The following is a 17,083-nucleotide window of genomic DNA, read 5'->3' on the forward strand; positions in this document are numbered from 1 at the left end:
TGACAAGGATTCGTTTTGGACGACAAGAACTTCCGCGGACGAACCGCGATCATGTCCGGGGGAAGCCGTGGCATCGGACTTGCCATCGCCCGTGCGATAGCGCGCCGCGGCGGAAACGTCGTGTTGCTCGCCAAGACCGATACGCCTGACCCCCGGTTGCCCGGAACAATCCACACGGCTGTGGACGAGTTGAACGAGCTTGGGGGTCATGCCGTTCCCGTCGTCGGTGACGTGAGGAACGACGACGACATCGCGCACGCCGTCGATGCAGCGGTAGAGCACTTCGGTGGTATCGACATCGTGGTCAACAACGCGAGCGTCCTCGACATTTCGAAAACCGAAGACCTCGCGATGAAGCGATTCGATCTGATGCAGCAGGTCAACGTCCGTGGCACTTTCGCGCTCACCCGAGCGTGCCTTCCGTACCTTCGGGTTTCGGCCAACGCGCACGTATTGACGCTGTCGCCACCGCTCAACTTTTCGCCGCACTGGTTGGGTGCTCATCCGGGCTACATGCTGGCCAAATACGGAATGACATTGGCGGCCTTGGGTATCGCCGCGGAGTATTCAGGTGCACCGATTTCGAGTAATTGTCTGTGGCCGGAGACCATGATCGCCACGGCTGCCGTCGGAAACCTGCTCGGGGGAGACGAAAGTATCGATCACTCGCGTTCACCCGAGATCATGGCTGATGCGGCTGTCGAGATTCTCGGACGTCCCGCCGGCACGGATACCGGTCGGACGGTGCTCGACGTCGATGTCCTGCGCGAGGCGGGGATTTCGGACTTCTCGCAGTACGGCGGTCAGTCACCGTTGGCTATCGACATTTTCGTCGACGCTCCAATTCCGTGATCTCGGGCGATCTACAGGTATCTAGCCAAATCGCTAGATACCTGTAGATCTTCCTCACGCCACCTCGTGCTCGCCGCCCGGGGCAACCTTCTGAAGTCCGCGATATGCGTCGCTGGCACTTTGGCGACCACCGATGACGGCCTCGACCTCCGCGGCAATCGGCATGTCGACTCCGTATTCGCGAGCCAGATCCATGACGGTAGGGGCAGTTTTTACTCCCTCGGCGACCTGGCCGAGCTTGGCGACCGCCTCCTCGACGGTCAATCCCTGCGCCAGAGCTTCGCCGACGCGACGGTTGCGAGAAGTCGGAGCCATGCAGGTGGCGATCAAATCGCCGACGCCCGTCAAGCCGGCAAAGGTGCGCGGGTTGGCGCCCATCGCTTCACCGAGTCGGGTCATTTCGGCGAGACCGCGCGCGAGCACCATCGCACGAGTGTTGTCCCCGACTCCCAGGCCGTCGGCCATGCCCGAGGCGATGGCAACGATGTTCTTGAGGATGCCGCCGAGTTCACAGCCGAGCACGTCGGTGTTGCGGTAGACACGGAAGACCGACGACGCGAACAGGGGTTGCAGCGCGGCGGCGACGCGATCGTCCTGGGTGGCCACGACCGATGCCGCGGCCATGCCGTCGACGATCTCCTTGGCGATGTTGGGGCCCGCGAGCAGTCCGACGGGATGGCCGGGCAGGCACTCGGCGATCACTTCGGTGGGACGCTGCCGGGTGCCGGGCTCGAGGCCCTTGGACAGTGACAACACCGGGACCCACGCCCGAACCTCGTTGGCGATCTCGGCGAGGGTGGCGCGAACGGCGTGCGAAGGCACCCCGCATACGAGTACGTCCGCTTCACGAGCGGCTTCGACCAGATCCGAGGTTGCCTTGAGGCCCTTGGGAAGTTTGCGCTCACCAAGGTATTTGGAGTTGGTCCGTTGCGAATTGATCTCGTCGGCCGCTTCGGAATTTCGTGCCCACAGCAGGGTGGGAGTGTTGCGGGCAGCGAGGCCGGCCACCGTGGTTCCCCACGATCCGGCACCGAGGACGACGACGCGTACCGGGCGGGCCATCAGAGTGCGCTGTTCTGGGTAGCGAGTGCTGTCATGGCGCCAAGCGTTCCACTTGCGGAGCAGTTGCGGGCCAATTCCGGCGAGTCTGTGGCTCGACTTACAGATGAGGCGGCGGTTCGGGGCTTTCGCGCATTGTTTCGACCGCTTCTGCGGATTCCGCGACGATCGAGCGCATCGCGGTTTCTGCAGCGTCGGCGTCGCCGGACTGAATGGCTGATGCGACCACTCCGTGCAGGTGAATCGCTTCGGGGTCGGCTTCGTGGGGCATCAAGGAGTGGCGTGTGCGGCCTTCGAGTATCTCGACGACGATCTGCGACATCGCCCGCAGCATCGGGTTACCGGAGGCGGCGAGCAGGGTGCGGTGGAAGTCGGAGTCATGGCCGAGATAGGCACCGGTATCGGCAGCGCGAGAGGTAGCTGACATGCCGATGACGGCTGCGGTCAGAGCGCCGCACTGGTCGGGTGTTGCGCGAGTTGCGGCCAGTCGCGCCGCCAGGGGCTCGATACCGGAACGGAGTTCACTCAGGATCGAAAGCTGCTCGAACCGATCAGGACCGGCCAGTTGCCAGCGGATGACATTGGGGTCGAGCGAGTTCCAGTGTTCGGAGCCCAGGATGGTGATTCCGACGCGTCGACGAACCGAAGCCAATCCGAGCGATTCGAGAACGCGGACAACTTCGCGGATGACGGTTCGCGACACGTCGTAGCGCGTTGCCACCTCGTCGGCGGAGATCGTGGTTCCCGGGGGGAGCACACCACCGACTATGTCTTGGCCGAGCTGTTCCAGCATCGAGTCGTGTAACTGCTGAAACGGGACAGAAGGCATACGTAGATCGTCCCATGCGTATGGAGTAAGCCCGGTGCAAGGCGAATAAATACTACAAATTAGTGTCTGCTCTTGAAATTGTAGGTTAATTAAGGAACAGTGACCTCAATCACTCATCGGACTGGGAGTCCCTATGAACACCACAGCATTGCTGGCGGCCGAGGTCGTCCCCGCTGGTAGCGACGCACGATTGATCATCGCTGCAGTCGCCGGCGTCGCGGTCATCATCGCGCTGATCACCTGGCTCGACCTGCATCCCTTCCTCGCGCTGTCCATCGGCGCGGTAGGTGTCGGTCTGGCGGCCGGCCTCGGTTCGGCAGAGTCGGTTGCAGCATTCGCCACCGGTTTCGGATCGACCATGGGAAGCGTCGGAATCCTGATCGGTTTCGGCGCGATGTTCGGCAAACTCCTGGCCGATTCCGGTGGTGCCGACCGAATCGTCGACACACTGGTCGGCCGCTCCAGCACCAAGGCACTCCCGTGGACCATGGCTCTGGTCGGCGCTGTCATCGGTCTGCCGATGTTCTTCGAGATCGGTCTCGTTCTGTTGATGCCGGTCATCATCCTCGTCGCGCGGCGATCCGGATTGTCCCTGATGCGCATCGCGATCCCCACCCTCGCCGGCCTCTCGGCCATGCACGGGTTGGTTCCCCCGCACCCAGGGCCGCTGGTTGCAGTCTCGGCATTGAACGCAAACCTCGGCCTCACGCTCGCGCTCGGTGTCCTCGTCGCGATCCCCACTGTCGTTCTCGCCGGACCGGTCTTCAGCAAGTACGCAGCGCGGTGGGTCGACGTGAAGGTTCCGGATCTCTTTGTCACAGGCGAAGATCGAGGTGAAGAAGAGAAGCAGCAGCGCCCTTCGTTCGCGGCGACTCTCGCAGCGATCCTCCTCCCGGTTGTTCTCATGCTGGGCAAGGCATTCGCCGACGTGATCGCACCCGATTCCGAGGCACTCCCCAAATCCGTCCTCGACTTCCTCGGAACACCCGTTGTGGCTTTGGGTCTCGCGGTTCTGGTTGGAATGGTGCTGCTGGGTCGCGGCGGCGGAATGGACCGCAAGGCCATCTCGAAGTCGCTCGAGAGTTCCCTACCTCCCATCGCAGGCATCTTGTTGATCGTCGGCGCCGGTGGCGGTTTCAAGCAGGTCCTGATCGACACCGGTATCGCCGGAGTGATCGCCGACGCGATCAAGGGCAGCAGCCTTCCCGTGCTGTTCCTGGCCTGGCTGGTAGCGGTATTGATCCGCGTCGCAACGGGTTCGGCAACGGTGGCAACGGTGACGGCGTCGGGCATCCTCGCTCCGGTTGCGGCCGACCTCTCGTCCGCACATGTCTCGCTGATGGTCTTGGCGATCGGTGCAGGCTCGCTCTTCCTCTCGCACGTCAACGACGCCGGATTCTGGTTGGTGAAAGAGTATCTGGGCGTCAGCGTGGTACAGAACCTCAAGACCTGGACCGTGATGGAATGCATCATCTCGGTATCGGGCCTGGCCGGAGTGCTCGTGTTGAGCGCATTCATCTAGGTAGGCGAGCACATGAACAGCGAAGCGGCACAGCAGAAGCAGTATCCCGTGCTCGTCCTGATGGGTGTCTCGGGCTCGGGAAAGTCGACGGTCGGCGGCATGCTCGCCGGAGCGATGGGTTGGGACCTTCAAGAAGGCGACGATCTGCACCCGCAGGCGAACATCGACAAGATGGCGACCGGGCATCCGTTGAACGACGACGATCGCTGGCCCTGGCTCGACAAGATCGCCGTCTGGATCAAGAGCCATACCGACGCCGGTCAGCCGGGCATCGTCACGTGTTCGGCACTCAAGCGCAGCTACCGCGACGTGCTTCGCGGTGAGCACGTCGTGTTCGTGCACCTCGCCGGTTCGCGGGATCAGATCGGCCAGCGATTGACCGCCCGCCTCGATCACTACATGCCCGCCTCGCTCCTCGACTCCCAGATCTCGACGCTCGAGGCCGTCGACCCGGACGAGCAGGCCATCGTCGTCGACGTGGGCGGTAGTCCCGCCAAGATTGCGGAGGAGATCCTGCGACGGGTGGAGACGTTCGAATACTGAGCATGCCAGGCGTGTAAGCACCCGAGGTTCGGGTTACGGTGCATGGGTGACTGCTGCTGACGAAGGCCACGACGTCGATCAATTGCTTGTCGATGCCCAAGCGCGTCTGGAAGTCGCGGTGGGTGAGGGGCGTTTGACCCTCGAGGAGTACTCGGACAAGGCGGCAGTGGTGTGGTCGCCCACCGCAGATCGAGGGCAGCTCGAGCAGATCGTGCCGTTCAGTGCGGCACCACCTGCTGTGGTGTCGCCGCCGCAAGCAACGATCGTCGGTGTCTTCGGTGACACGAAGCGCTCCGGCCGTTGGTCTTTGGCAAAAAAGACACTCGCTCTGCTGTTGTTCGGGGACGTCAAGTTCGATCTGCGATCGGCAACCATCACAGCGTCCTCCTCGACGATCACCATCGTGTCGATCTTCGGGGACACGAGGCTGCGGGTTCCGGAGGGTGTTTCAGTCGAGTTGGGTGGCTTCGACCTTTTCGGAGATCGGGAATTCGACGGGGGTCGACAGGATCCTGGCCCAGGTGCACCGGTTATTCGTGTCGTCTCGTATTCGTTGTTCGGCGATCTCACCGTGCGCACCGGCTAGCTCGGACGCCGTGACCGACTTCGACTTCCACAGCGTCTGGACGCTCCAGGCCTCTGCCGACCGCGTCTACGCCGTTCTCGCGGATGCCGAGCGGTATTCGCAGTGGTGGCCTCAGATACGCCGAGTCCGGGCGACCGACGAGCACTCGGGCTCCATGGCCATCCGCAGCGCTGTCCCTCTGACGCTGCTCGTCTTCGGGCGACGCGAGGTCGAAGACCCCGTTGCCCGCCATCTGCAAGTGCGTCTCTCCGGGGCCATGACCGGGTGGAGTAGTTGGGTGGTACGCCCCGCTGAATCTGGCTGCGTCGCCGACTTTCGGCAACAAGTAGCGGTGTCCGGAGCGCTCGGTCTGGCCTCGAAGATCGCGAAGCCGGTATTCGAGTGGAATCATGAAGCGATGATGCGTGGCGGGCACCGCGGACTCTCCGCTTATCTCTCCCGGCCGTGATTGCGAGCCAAACTTGCACACACTCGAGTAATTTATGCCTACCCGTCGTGTCGTTTTGGCGCAGCGTCAGTTATCGTTCACAACAGCAGTCGACAAGTATGTGTAACTCACATGCACAAAACGTCTTGACCTGGGAGGACGCTATGCGGACGCGAGATTCGACGGTATGGCATTGGAACGTGAGTCCCCGAGCGCGGGTTATCTTCTGTCTGACCAGGACGTTCGTGAAGCCGATGTTCACCCTCTGGCCGACCACCGAACGCGGCATCCGCCAACTCGAGCGACTCGACGCGATGGCGGACAAACTGCCGAAGCCGAAGAACCTCGACATCGAGCCTTTCACGCTTGGTGGTGTGCCAAGCGAGAAGGTGCAGCATCCACGCAAAGCGCAGGGCGAGTTGGCCGGAGCCACGATCCTCTACTTCCACGGCGGGGGATTCGTCTTCTGCGGTCTGGCAACGCACCGAGCACTGTGCGGTTTGCTCTCGGCGAAGGCCGGAGTGCCGGTGATCTCCGTGCGCTACCGTCAGCTGCCGGAAGGTTCCATCGGCACCTCCGTCAAGGATGCGATGGCCGCGTACACTGCGTTGCTCGAGACAGCGGAAGACCCGAACAAGATTGTGCTTGCCGGTGATTCGGCGGGCGGTTACCTGGCCATGAAGGTCGCCGAAATTGCCGCACTGCGCGGAATCACGCGGCCCGCTGCCGTGGTGGGATATTCCCCTCTTCTCAACGTGAACCTCGAGGACCACGATCCCGATTTCATGAAACGCGATGCCTACCTACCGATGTCACAGGTCGAAAAGCTCAAGGACCGGTGGCTGGAGGGTCCGGACGAGATTCCTGGTGCGCAGTCTCCGATCAACGCCGACGCCAGTCTGATTCCGCCGTCGTTCCTGGTGGCCGCCGAATACGAACTGATGCGTCCGGACGTCGAGATCATGACCGAAAACCTGATCAAGGCAGGACAAGCCGTCGAAACGCACATCTGGAGTGGGCAGATCCATGCTTTCCCGGTGATCGGCAAAGCTCTTCGGGAGGGTAAGGCGATCGTTGATCTCACGGTCAAGTTCCTCGAGCGAACGATGGCCTCGCAGAACCAGATCAGCGCCTGAGGTGTTTGTCAGCCGATCGACGTGAGTGTTGCGTAGTCGTCGTTGTCGAGAACGCCCTCGACGACTGCGCGAACTTCCGAGGCATGCAACGTGATCGAACCGCCGTGGTTGTCGAGGAAGGCGGTATCCGCGGCGTCTCGCCCGGTCGAGATCCGCACAAGATTGCTGCGCGGCGCCAATTGCGTTGCGTCGACAACGCGCCACACGTTGTCGATACTGGCCTCGACGACGGCGTGAAAATCCATCGGATCGCAGCCCGGCGCGTAGACGGCCACCAGGCGAGCGGGAATCCCCACCGCGCGTAGCAGCGAGATGGTCAGGTGCGAGTAGTCGCGGCACACTCCGGCGCCGGCCAGCAAGGTGTCTACCGCACTGTCGGTGCCACGGCTGGTGCCCGGGACATAACTCAAATGTGTACTCACCCAGCGCGTGACTTCGAGGAGGAGTTCGGCCGGGGGAGTGGCGAGATCGAATTGCCCGGCGACAAAACCGAAGAACTTGTCGGCCTCGGCATAGCGACTGGGGCGCAGATATTTCGACACGTCGTAGTCGCCGACCGACGCCGGTTCTGCGCGGCCGATGACGGTTGCGTCGTAGCTGACGATCAGTTTGCCTGGGGCGCAGTCGAGTAGGTGAATCCGGGTGCCGTGTTCGGCGATGACCTCACGGGGTTCGATCGGATTGCCGTCATGGACGAACGACATCGTTTCCAGCAGTTCGACACCCGGCGCGCGCGTCACCGCGATCTTGAACTCCAGGTTGGTCGCCTCGTCGATCTCGATGTCGAGCAGGGCGGCGACGGTACGTTTCATCGGATCATCTTTACACCGAATTCGGACACCCACCACCTGGGAGGATTGTGACAGTGCGATCAGGCTTCGGGATAGTCGACGTCGACGCCGCTGCTGAGGTCGCTGCACTCCACCAACTCCACGCCGTGTTCGCGTAGATAGGTGTTGGCGCCGCCGTCCCCGGTGAGTGACTCTGCAAGCGTCGGCCAATGGTCGCGTCCGATCAGGACAGGATGGCCGGGCCTTCCGTGAAAGACAGCTCTTCGCAGTATGTTTCGTGATGGGATGCCCTGACCCGCGATTCGCGTCACGGTGTCGGTGTTCAGGTCCGGGACATCGACCAGGGAGATCGCTGCCGCCTCGGCACCCTCGATCTGCATGGCTGCCTCGAGTCCGCAGCGTAGTGATGCGCTCATTCCCCGTTCCCAATCCGATTTCACCACAATGACATCGGTGGTGGGCAGCAGTTCGACGGCGTCCTCGGCCTGTGCGCCGAGAACCACGATGACCGGTGAGAGTCCGGCGGACTGCAGTGTCGCCACCCCGTGGCGAAGCCAAGGCTGGCCGTCCGTGCCCGTAACGAGAGCTTTCGGTTTGCCCATGCGGGATCCGGCCCCGGCAGCCAGCAGGATCCCGCACGTCGACATGATTATGCTCCGGTGACCCGCGGGCGCAGCCACTCGATCAGATCGTTCAGAACCTCTTCCTGCTCAGGCTCATTGAAGATCTCGTGATACAAGCCGTCGTACACCTTCAAGGTGACGTCCGAAGAACCGGCCAACTCTGCTACGAGCTTGCTGCCGGCGGGGTCCGTCAATCGGTCGTCCGAGCCGTGTTGAAGCAGTACGGGAATGGTGAGCGATGGCAGGCGCGCCGGGAAGCCTTCCGCGGCGGTGATCATGCCGCGCGCAATTCCGGCAGGAACCTTGCCGTGGTGAACCAGCGGGTCGGCGTTGTACTTGTCGACAACCTTCTGATCACGCGATACGGCAGCCGCTTCCAGGTTCTCGACAGGCACGTCGGGGAGGTACTTGCCGACGATCTTGCCCAGCTGCATCACGATCTTCGGAGTGCCGGTTGCGATGATCACAGCAGGTCCGGACAGGGCGAGTGCTTTGAGATCGGCCTGATGGTCGAGGGCATAAGAAAGTGCGATTGCGCCTCCCATGCTGTGGCCGAGCAGGAACTTGTCCTTACCGGGATGTGCCGCCGTCACGATCGAGAACAACGTGTGGACGTCGTCGGTGAAGTCGGAGAATTCCTTCAGGTGAACGCGCTTGCCGCCAGAGCGTCCGTGTCCGCGATGGTCGGGTGCGTACACGATGAGCCCGAGTTCCCCGAGCCGCGCAGCAACATGGTCGTAGCGCCTCGCGTGTTCGCCGAGTCCGTGGCACAGGACAAGAACCCCGGTGGGTTCGCGGTCCGGTGTCCACACGTCGTAGACGATCTTGGTGCCGGCTACTCCGGTGAACGACGACTCTTCGTGCTGCATTGTTGCGCCCTCTCTGCGACCGGTTCCGGTACGCGGATTCTCACATGCTATTCGCCCCGTGGGCAGGGCGCGGGTGTTCAGGGTGTGAGGTCGTCGAGGAAACTTCGACACTTGTTTGTTACGGCTGGTTACATTAACTTAGGGGCGTGACCGGACAAACCGTTGATCGTTCCGACCCTGTTCCAGCCACCCGCTCGCGCCGATTGTGGCGACCCGCGGTTCGGGCCTTGCTGGACGGCGCGCTACCGCTGATCGACAAGCGAATGGCGGAATCGGTACGCCCGTTCGATCGGCCCGAGATGATGCGTCCGCACCTGGCTTCGCGGAAGTTCGCGTGGACGCACTACGGGATCTTCGTTCCCCGACTGCCAGGGCCTTTCCGTTACCTCAACACCATGACGTTGATCGGTGCAACCGGGACGGTGGTGTTCGACAACGACTATCTCGCTGCACCCGACGCGCGAAACACCGCAACCGTGCTGAGTTCTACCGCAGCGCCGGGGCATCACTTCTATCGGGCGTACGACGCGGCCGATGAGTGTGCGTTCGAAGAAGATGGTTCGCGAATCGCCTTCGGTGACAACCTGATCATCGACAACAGCTATCCGAAGTTCCATGTCACCGGACGATACGACTCTTTCGACGTCGATCTCGAGATCGTGGCAACAGATCAAGCGTCGTGGTTCGTGCGCAATCCCGTCTACGACCACGTCAGTCTGCTGGCGCAGTGTTCCGGAACGATCTCGAGTCCGGATGGCCCGGTGAGCATTTCGGCTCCATGCACCGTCGAATACGCGCGGTGCATGACACCGCAATCGTTGACCCGCCGCGCCCTTCCCGAGTCCTGGAAGCTCCCGGCCGATTTCTTCACCTACCAGATCGTTCAGCTCGACGACCGGCATCAATTGTTGCTCACCGATGTTCGAGCTTCAGGGGTTACGGCGTGCAAGCTCGCCTACATTCGGACGGTGGACGGCAGCGCAAGAGTCTTCGACGATGTGGTGTTCGACGTACTCGAGTACGCTGACACATTGCATGTCGACCCGCAGGGACGTGAGATGCGTGTGCCGCGCGTACTGCGTTGGCAGGTACGCGATTACGGCAGGGCGATTGTCGAGTTCGAGGCCGAGATCGACTCGGAGTGGCGCTATGGCCACGGTAAGGGATACGTCGGCGCGTACACCTACCGGGGGAGTTTCGACGGTGCGTCGATCAACGGCACCGGTTACATCGAATGGGTGGACTGCGAAGTGTAAGGCACCTAGTGTGTATCGGTGCCTTTCGTAGACCCCGCCTCGCTGACGACTCGTCCGCAGAAGATCCTTGTCGCGGGGACCTCGGGCGCCGGAAAGACGACTCTCGCCGGTCGAATCAGGCAGCTTCTCGGGATCGAACACACCGAGTTGGACTCGCTGTTCCACGGGCCCGACTGGGTTCCGCTCGAGAGTTTCGAAACCGAAGTACGACGCTTTTCCAGCGAGCCGGCCTGGGTGACCGAGTGGCAGTACGGCGCGGTGCGTGAGCTTCTGGCCGAGCGTGCGGACCTGATGCTGTGGTTGGATCTGCCTCGGCGGACGGTGATGCGCCAGGTGATCACACGAACCGTGCGTCGGCGATTGCAGCGAGAGGTGTTGTGGAATCGCAACATGGAGCCGCCACTGCACACCATTCTGTTCGATCCGGATCATGTGGTGCGCTGGGCCTGGCGAAGCGACGGACGCAACGTCGGGCGTATGGCCACGGTCCTTGTCGATGTGCCGTCGTTGCCGATAGTTCGGCTGCGCAGTCGAGAAGAGATCGAGGCTGTGCTCGAAGTCCTCGGCCGTCTGCCCTCAGATCGTCTGAGCTAGGCGAAATCCCAAGTCATCGATAGCAAACGTCGGGTGGCTTCGCCTCCGTACGGTAGCGCCGCAACCGCGCTCACTTTCGGCCCAACTGCCGCCGCGGAAGATCCGGTACGTGCCGTAAACCTCGGGGTCGTAGAGATCCCAGCACCATTCCCAGACATTGCCGATCATGTCGTACAGGCCCCAGTTGTTGGGTGCCTTCATCCCGACGTCATGTGCTCGTCCTTCTGAATTGTCGCTGTACCAGGCAATCTCGTCGATTTCGCCGTAGCGGTAGCCGGAGGTGCCGGCTTTGCACGCGTACTGCCACTCGGCCTCGGTGGCGAGTCGGTAGCCGGTTGCCGCCCGGTCCCACCGGGGAGACTCGGTGTCGATGTCGTGATACGCGGGCGACAGACCGTCCGCGACTGACAGTGTGTTGCAGGTTGCGATGACGTCTTTCCACGAGAGGTCGACCGCGGGTTTGCTCGGATCGTCCGCCGAATCTCCGTGAAGCAGTGCCCTGGTGGTGAGATGGCGAGCGAGGCGGAATGATTCGACTTTCGAGGTCCACGCAGTGCCTTTGCGATCGTCTCTGAGATGCACCTCGCCGGCAGGGATCTCGATCATCAATTCCGCTGCTCCGGTCATTCGTTCATCATCGCAGAGGTTGTCGCTCACCCGGGGAGACGCTCGAACGCAGCTTGTGGGTCAAGGCCGGTACGCATGCGCCATGCGGTCAGTGCAAGCCCGAGACACACCACCTGCGCCGGATCGTCGAGGGAAACTCCCATCAGCTTCTCGATACGAGTGAGCCGTGCATAGAGCGACTGGCGCCGAATGCCGAGGAAATCCGCGGTTCTCGCCTTGCCGCCCCGGTGTGCGAGGTACGCGTCGAGTGTCCGGACGAGGTCGGCGGAATGTGCTGTGTCGTAAGCGATCAGCGAACCGAGTTGCTCCGTGACGAACGAGGACAAGGAAGCGGGTGTCGTGCCGGCGGCGAGCAGTCGTTGGACGCCGACGTCCCTGGCGAGGATCACTCCGGTCCGGGTGCCGAAACGCCGTGCGATCTGGACGACTTCGCGAGCTTGCGCGACCGCCGCCCCGACGCCCGACAGATCCTCGACCGGCGTCGCCACTCCGAGCGTGCGTACCGCGGAACCGCCCGGCCCGCGGCGTAGCAGCTCGTCGGCTTCGGTGAAAGCAGTCCGCACTCGAGCGGGGGATGCGGACGCCCACCCATGCGCGAGCACGATGACGTGATTGGCCGCAGTCCCGACGACACAGGAGCCGAGCACGGCCCGCACGGCGTCGCGTACTTGGTCAGCGAGCTCTCGAACCGGCGTTTGCCGATCGATGTCGACAGCGGCGACGAGGACGTGGTGCCCCTCCGACAACGGCGTCCACCCGGCCGCTGTCAGTCGCTCGGACAAGTCGCCGTGCGATGTGAGCACACCGCCCACCACGTCGGTGATCACCGATTGGGCGAGTGACTGTCTTGGGCCGAGGTCGCCGTGACGGCCGAGTTCCAGAGCCACCGCGACGGCGGCGCAGTTTGCGACGGCGGTTCGGCGTGTAGTTGCGGGCCCGCACAGGACAAGTCGACCGAGTGAGTTCGTCGGACCGCGTACGTCGTGGATCGTGCGTTCGGTCTCGGACCGCTCTGCGCCGGTTGTGCTGCGCTCGACGGTTCTGCCATCCGCGTCGAGGAGATCGACGCCGCACCCCGCGAGTCGTGACACCTTGTCGAGCAGCGCGGTCATACCCTGGCCTGCCACCACGAGACTCAGAAGTTCTTGCCAGACAGGCTCGCCCGCCTGAGCCGAACCGAGAGTGCGGCGGAGCATGAGGTCGTGAAAGTCTTCGACCATCCGCTCGAAGGGCACTACTGCGTGCAGGGCCAAGAACGCGAGCCCGCGTCGGCGCGATGCTTCGACGAGTTCGGGAGGGGCCGTGAGGAACGAGCGGCCGACCTCCATCGCGAGCGCGACGCATCCCGCGTCCGCCAACTGGTCGATGTAGGCGGTGAGCTGCTCGGGAGATCGCCCGTGCAGACCGAGGCCCGTGGTCAGGAGGACCTCACCTCCGGACAGCAGCCCACCCATCTCGTACACCTCGGACGAATGGACCCAGCGGACCACCGCGGTATCGACGTCGCCCGCGAGCACCTCGATTGCGGCGGCCCTGAACGAGGGCATCGCAAGAACTTGTCGCAGAGTCGGGAGCATTTCTATATCGTCCGCCGAGGGGGCACTTCGTCATAGAGCTAGTTCTGCCGAACTGACAGGTTGTCCCTTGTCGGGCTGTTACCACCGTGGTCGGATTGTGACACGAGCCACAATCGACGATTTTGGTCAGACTCCAGGAGCGCACATGAACCACCCGGCACACACCGATGAGTATTTTCTCGGACTTGCGATCGAACAGGCGAAGATCGGTTGGGAGGAGGGCGGCGTGCCGATCGGCGCGGCGCTGATTCACCGCGGCGAGGTTCTCGCAGTCGGACGCAACCGCCGGGTCCAGATGAACAGCGCCATCCGTCATGGAGAGACCGACTGCATCGAGCGCGCCGGACGACTGCCGGCCTCAGTGTATCGCGAGTGTGTCCTCTACACGACTTTGTCACCGTGCTTCATGTGCGCCGGAACGGCGCGCCTGTACGAGATCCCTCGAATCGTAGTCGGCGAAAATCGTTCCTTCGAGGCGTCGGAAGAATGGTTGCGCAGCAGCGGAATTCAGGTCGACGTCGTCGACGACGCGGAGTGTGTGGCACTGATGGACCGCATGCTGGCCGAGCGCCCGAGCCTGTGGCTCGAAGACATCGGCGAAGTTGTATGAGCAGCGCCGTCGAACCTGCCACGGTCGCAGGCGATTCGGAGAGCACAGGCCACCCGATCGATCCGGACTATCCCGTTAGTCCGGTTCCGCTTCATGCACGAAAGCCGTTCTTCTCGCTCGCGGTGGTGTTGTTGGGGTTCACCATCTTCACACCGACGATGTTGGCCGGAGCAGCGCTCGGTACCGCGTTCTCGTTCTGGAAACTGATGGTGGTGATCGCCGCCGGATCCGCCATCTTGGGGGTGTACGTCGCCATGATGGGGTTCGTCGGAGCTCGAACCGGGCTGACGACAGTTGTGATGGCGCGCTACAGTTTCGGCACTCGCGGGTCCAAGCTCGCTTCGATCCTGCTGGGCGGTACCCAGATCGGCTGGTACGGAGTCATCATCGGCACGATCGGCGATCTCACCGCGCAGGCATTGGGCTGGGATTCCTATCTCGCGCGGGCGTCGGTGATGATCGCGGCGAGCATCTTGATGTGCATCACCGCCTGCTACGGCTACCGCGGAATGTATTGGGTCTCGCTCGTCTCGACGCCCTTGATCCTGGCGTTGGCCTGCTGGGTCGTGTTCCGGTCCCTCGAGGAAGTCGGTGGGTTCTCCGGCCTGGTCTCGGTTCAACCGCAGACGACCATGACGATCGCGCTCGCAATCACCACTGTGGTCGGCACGTTTGTATCGGCGGGAACGCAAGCGCCCAACTGGACCAGGTTTGCCCGTTCCGGATCACAAGCGGTGTGGGCCTGCGTTATCGGGTTCCTCCTCGGAAACGGATTGATGATCCTGTTCGGTGCCATCGGAGCCATCACGTTCCACGAAGGTGACTTCGTGCTGATTCTCTACAACCTCGGGCTTGTCGGCTGGGGCCTGGTCTTGCTGTTCGGGAACCTCTGGAAGAGCAACGCCGACACCGCATACGCCTTCGGGGTGGCCGGCGCCGAATTGTTCAGAAAGCCCCGCAAGACCCCGTTCGTCATCGGTGGGTGTGTGATCGGCACGGCGCTCGCTCTGACCGGTGTGCACAACCATCTTGTCGACTATCTGAGCCTGCTCGGAACGTTCATCCCGCCATTGGGCGGTGTGATCATCGCGGACTTCCTGTGCCGCTGGCGGCGCGGCATTCCCGAGGGTTACACCCCGCAGCCGGTCCACTGGCGAAACCTCGCCGTCTATGCCGTCGCAGCGTTCCTCGCATGGCTTTCCGGTGAGTTCGAGGTGGGAATCCCGCCGCTGATCGGAATCGTGGCAGCAATTGCTCTGACGATGTTCCTGCACAGGGTGTTTGGCAACAGCTCGGCAGATCGGGAGGTCTCGACCTCCACCGTCTGAATCGTGCTTCAGGCACCAGCGAGCCCCCGGTGGTTTCGACCCCGCCGGGGGCTCGCGTAATTGATGGAAAGGGCAGACGATTCCGTCTCAACCGTCAGCGCAGAACAGGCAGGTAAGGTGCCTCGATTCCCTGCTCTTCGAACGCAGTCAGCGCCGAGCGTGCAAAAGCGCGCTGGACTGCCCACTGGCGCCCAGGCTTGACCTGCGCCGTCACTCGAATGGTAATTGCCTCGGCAGTAACCGAATTGACTCCCAGCATCTCCGGTTTGTCGATCATGTCCGCCCTGATCGGTTCGGACTCCGCCGCCTCGAGGACAGCTCGCGTCGCCACCTCGCACGCTTTGTGCACGTTCGCGTTGTGGGCGATCGGGAGATCGAGAACTGCAGTGGCGTAACCCTGACTCATGTTGCCCACTCGCAGGATTTCGCCATTGCGGCAGTACCACAAGGTGCCGTTGGCATCTCGAATCGTGGTGACACGCAGGCCCACTGTTTCGACGGTGCCGACCGCGTCGCCGAGATCGACGACGTCGCCGACACCGTACTGATCCTCGAGCAACATGAAGATGCCGGAGAGGAAGTCACGCACCAGGTTTTGTGCACCGAAACCGATGGCAAGACCGATGACTCCGGCGGATGCGATGAACGGCGCGACGTTGATCCCGAGAATGCCGAGGATCTGCAGCACACACCAGACGAGGATGACGATGGACACCGTCGATTTGAGTACCGAACCGATGGTCCGGGCTCGCTGCGATCGGCGCTCGTTCACCTTGGCGTTCGGAGACTTGGGAGGCTTCGACATTCGATCGATCCCGCGGTGCAGTGCGAAGCGCAGAACGACTGCGAGCGCCACGTAGATCGCGATCTCGACGGGTCGGTGTATCAGCCAGTCTCGGTTGGTGTCGGTCAGTTCCCATGCTTGTATTTCGGAAATCATCCCCATGCATTCTACGGATTCCGGCCGATCCGGGCATCGTCGCAGGGCAGGCGGTCCAAAGCCGTACAGGCAGCTAGGCTTACGCCATGGCTGCGTTCACTGGCATACCCGTTGCTGCACTCGACTTCTACGAAGACCTGGAGGCTGACAACAGCAAGACCTGGTGGGCAGCGCACAAGGAGACGTACGACGAAGTGGTTCGTCGTCCGATGGCGTCGTTGACCGCGGCGTTGGAGGACGAATTCGGCACGGCCAAGCTCTTTCGGCCATATCGTGACGTTCGATTCTCGAAGGACAAGATCCCGTACAAGACGCACCAGGGAGCGTTCGTCGGTCTCGCCGAGAGCTGTGGCTACTACGTGCAGATCGACGCGGCAGGGTTGATGGTGGCCGGTGGTTTCTACGCCAGCAGTTCGGAGACCATCGCGCGTTATCGTGCGGCTGTCGACGACGACGTTCGAGGGCCGGAGCTCGAGAAGATCCTGGCCTCCGTCGAGAAGGCCGGATTCACGATCGGCGGCGACAAGCTCAAGACGGCGCCTCGCGGATACACGGTCGACCACCCGCGGATCGAATTGCTGCGTCACAAGTCGCTGACTGCTGGTCGTAGTTACCCAAGCCCGTCGTGGCTGGACAGCGCCAGGACATTGAAGGAAGTTCGCACAGCGTGGCGCGCACTGACGCCCTTGGTCGAATGGTCCGGACAGGTGCTCGGACCGAACTGACCGTCCGACAGAAAAGTGTGACGTAGCCGTAGGAGTGTTCACCTCGAGTTCATCGAAACTCGAGACGCCTGGGGCTAGCGTGGTGTGGGTAACCGCAAGTTTCGGCCCCGCTTCGAGTCGCAGCGCCGCAGTTCGAAGCCATTTTCTCTCGATCGACATCGTGAACAACCCGTGTCAGTGGAGACCATC

At 62.5% G+C, this 17,083-nt stretch carries 19 protein-coding genes; 11 read left to right on the forward strand and 8 right to left on the reverse strand.

Annotated elements, in window-relative coordinates; genetic code table 11:
* Nucleotides 1–15: 15 nt before the first annotated feature.
* Nucleotides 16–852, forward strand: a complete 837-nt coding sequence (locus AC3WQS_RS00290; protein WP_355330290.1) for an SDR family oxidoreductase — start codon at nucleotides 16–18, stop codon at nucleotides 850–852.
* 54 nt (nucleotides 853–906) lie between these two features.
* Here AC3WQS_RS00290 and AC3WQS_RS00295 read toward each other — a convergent pair whose 3' ends face one another.
* Together AC3WQS_RS00295 and AC3WQS_RS00300 are read right to left on the reverse strand one after the other, a co-directional pair.
* Nucleotides 907–1,914 carry an NAD(P)H-dependent glycerol-3-phosphate dehydrogenase gene (locus AC3WQS_RS00295; RefSeq protein WP_019745531.1) on the reverse strand — a complete coding sequence of 336 codons (1,008 nt, stop codon included), beginning with the start codon at nucleotides 1,912–1,914 and terminating at the stop codon, nucleotides 907–909.
* A gap of 97 nt (nucleotides 1,915–2,011) precedes the next feature.
* Nucleotides 2,012–2,740: a FadR/GntR family transcriptional regulator gene (locus AC3WQS_RS00300; protein WP_042953057.1), complete on the reverse strand. Its 729-nt coding sequence runs from the start codon at nucleotides 2,738–2,740 to the stop codon at nucleotides 2,012–2,014.
* Between the two features lie 133 nt (nucleotides 2,741–2,873).
* On the opposite strand from AC3WQS_RS00300, the gene AC3WQS_RS00305 reads away from it, so the two are divergent.
* From AC3WQS_RS00305 to AC3WQS_RS00325, 5 genes are all read left to right on the forward strand, one after another.
* Entirely contained in the window at nucleotides 2,874–4,262 is a 1,389-nt protein-coding gene (locus AC3WQS_RS00305; protein ID WP_019745529.1) for a GntP family permease, read from the forward strand.
* Nucleotides 4,263–4,274: 12 nt separating this feature from the next.
* The gene (locus tag AC3WQS_RS00310) at nucleotides 4,275–4,805 is read left to right on the forward strand and encodes a gluconokinase (protein ID WP_020909302.1); all 531 of its coding nucleotides are present in this window, start codon (nucleotides 4,275–4,277) and stop codon (nucleotides 4,803–4,805) included.
* Nucleotides 4,806–4,851: 46 nt separating this feature from the next.
* The gene (locus AC3WQS_RS00315) at nucleotides 4,852–5,391 is read left to right on the forward strand and encodes a LiaF domain-containing protein (RefSeq protein WP_492712633.1); all 540 of its coding nucleotides are present in this window, start codon (nucleotides 4,852–4,854) and stop codon (nucleotides 5,389–5,391) included.
* 10 nt (nucleotides 5,392–5,401) lie between these two features.
* Nucleotides 5,402–5,839 (forward strand): SRPBCC family protein, encoded by a 438-nt coding sequence (locus AC3WQS_RS00320; RefSeq protein WP_428689493.1) that lies wholly within the window; start codon nucleotides 5,402–5,404, stop codon nucleotides 5,837–5,839.
* A 143-nt stretch (nucleotides 5,840–5,982) separates the two neighbouring features.
* A complete protein-coding gene (locus tag AC3WQS_RS00325) occupies nucleotides 5,983–6,954 on the forward strand; it encodes an alpha/beta hydrolase (protein WP_020970961.1) in 972 nt (323 codons plus the stop codon).
* 8 nt (nucleotides 6,955–6,962) lie between these two features.
* Here AC3WQS_RS00325 and AC3WQS_RS00330 read toward each other — a convergent pair whose 3' ends face one another.
* From AC3WQS_RS00330 to AC3WQS_RS00340, 3 genes are read right to left on the reverse strand one after another with little or no spacing between them, the layout of a single operon-like run.
* Complete coding sequence (locus AC3WQS_RS00330; protein WP_020970960.1) at nucleotides 6,963–7,766, reverse strand: transglutaminase-like domain-containing protein; 804 nt, start codon at nucleotides 7,764–7,766, stop codon at nucleotides 6,963–6,965.
* A 59-nt stretch (nucleotides 7,767–7,825) separates the two neighbouring features.
* The gene (locus tag AC3WQS_RS00335) at nucleotides 7,826–8,392 is read right to left on the reverse strand and encodes a nucleotidyltransferase family protein (RefSeq protein ID WP_019745523.1); all 567 of its coding nucleotides are present in this window, start codon (nucleotides 8,390–8,392) and stop codon (nucleotides 7,826–7,828) included.
* Between the two features lie 2 nt (nucleotides 8,393–8,394).
* Nucleotides 8,395–9,237 (reverse strand): alpha/beta hydrolase, encoded by an 843-nt coding sequence (locus AC3WQS_RS00340; RefSeq protein ID WP_020970959.1) that lies wholly within the window; start codon nucleotides 9,235–9,237, stop codon nucleotides 8,395–8,397.
* A gap of 146 nt (nucleotides 9,238–9,383) precedes the next feature.
* On the opposite strand from AC3WQS_RS00340, the gene AC3WQS_RS00345 reads away from it, so the two are divergent.
* Nucleotides 9,384–10,493, forward strand: coding sequence for a DUF6670 family protein (locus AC3WQS_RS00345; RefSeq protein WP_080909878.1), 1,110 nt, complete (start codon nucleotides 9,384–9,386; stop codon nucleotides 10,491–10,493).
* A gap of 18 nt (nucleotides 10,494–10,511) precedes the next feature.
* Complete coding sequence (locus AC3WQS_RS00350; protein ID WP_492712634.1) at nucleotides 10,512–11,087, forward strand: P-loop NTPase family protein; 576 nt, start codon at nucleotides 10,512–10,514, stop codon at nucleotides 11,085–11,087.
* Here the strand turns inward: AC3WQS_RS00350 and AC3WQS_RS00355 are convergent.
* Both AC3WQS_RS00355 and AC3WQS_RS00360 read right to left on the reverse strand, forming a co-directional pair.
* The gene (locus AC3WQS_RS00355) at nucleotides 11,070–11,714 is read right to left on the reverse strand and encodes a formylglycine-generating enzyme family protein (protein ID WP_030243927.1); all 645 of its coding nucleotides are present in this window, start codon (nucleotides 11,712–11,714) and stop codon (nucleotides 11,070–11,072) included. The genes AC3WQS_RS00350 and AC3WQS_RS00355 overlap by 18 nt on opposite strands.
* A gap of 26 nt (nucleotides 11,715–11,740) precedes the next feature.
* Entirely contained in the window at nucleotides 11,741–13,261 is a 1,521-nt protein-coding gene (locus AC3WQS_RS00360; protein WP_230091009.1) for a PucR family transcriptional regulator, read from the reverse strand.
* A 175-nt stretch (nucleotides 13,262–13,436) separates the two neighbouring features.
* Between AC3WQS_RS00360 and AC3WQS_RS00365 the strand changes: the two genes are divergently transcribed.
* Both AC3WQS_RS00365 and codB read left to right on the forward strand, forming a co-directional pair.
* Nucleotides 13,437–13,901 (forward strand): nucleoside deaminase, encoded by a 465-nt coding sequence (locus AC3WQS_RS00365; RefSeq protein ID WP_003940577.1) that lies wholly within the window; start codon nucleotides 13,437–13,439, stop codon nucleotides 13,899–13,901.
* Nucleotides 13,898–15,229, forward strand: coding sequence for a cytosine permease (gene codB, locus AC3WQS_RS00370; protein WP_021345682.1), 1,332 nt, complete (start codon nucleotides 13,898–13,900; stop codon nucleotides 15,227–15,229). Before AC3WQS_RS00365 ends, codB begins: the two co-directional genes overlap by 4 nt.
* 94 nt (nucleotides 15,230–15,323) lie before the next feature.
* Here codB and AC3WQS_RS00375 read toward each other — a convergent pair whose 3' ends face one another.
* Complete coding sequence (locus AC3WQS_RS00375) at nucleotides 15,324–16,175, reverse strand: mechanosensitive ion channel family protein (protein WP_492712635.1); 852 nt, start codon at nucleotides 16,173–16,175, stop codon at nucleotides 15,324–15,326.
* A gap of 80 nt (nucleotides 16,176–16,255) precedes the next feature.
* On the opposite strand from AC3WQS_RS00375, the gene AC3WQS_RS00380 reads away from it, so the two are divergent.
* Nucleotides 16,256–16,894: a DUF2461 domain-containing protein gene (locus AC3WQS_RS00380; protein ID WP_003939783.1), complete on the forward strand. Its 639-nt coding sequence runs from the start codon at nucleotides 16,256–16,258 to the stop codon at nucleotides 16,892–16,894.
* Nucleotides 16,895–17,083: the final 189 nt, after the last annotated feature.

This window comes from Rhodococcus sp. FW305-130 (assembly GCF_058788335.1).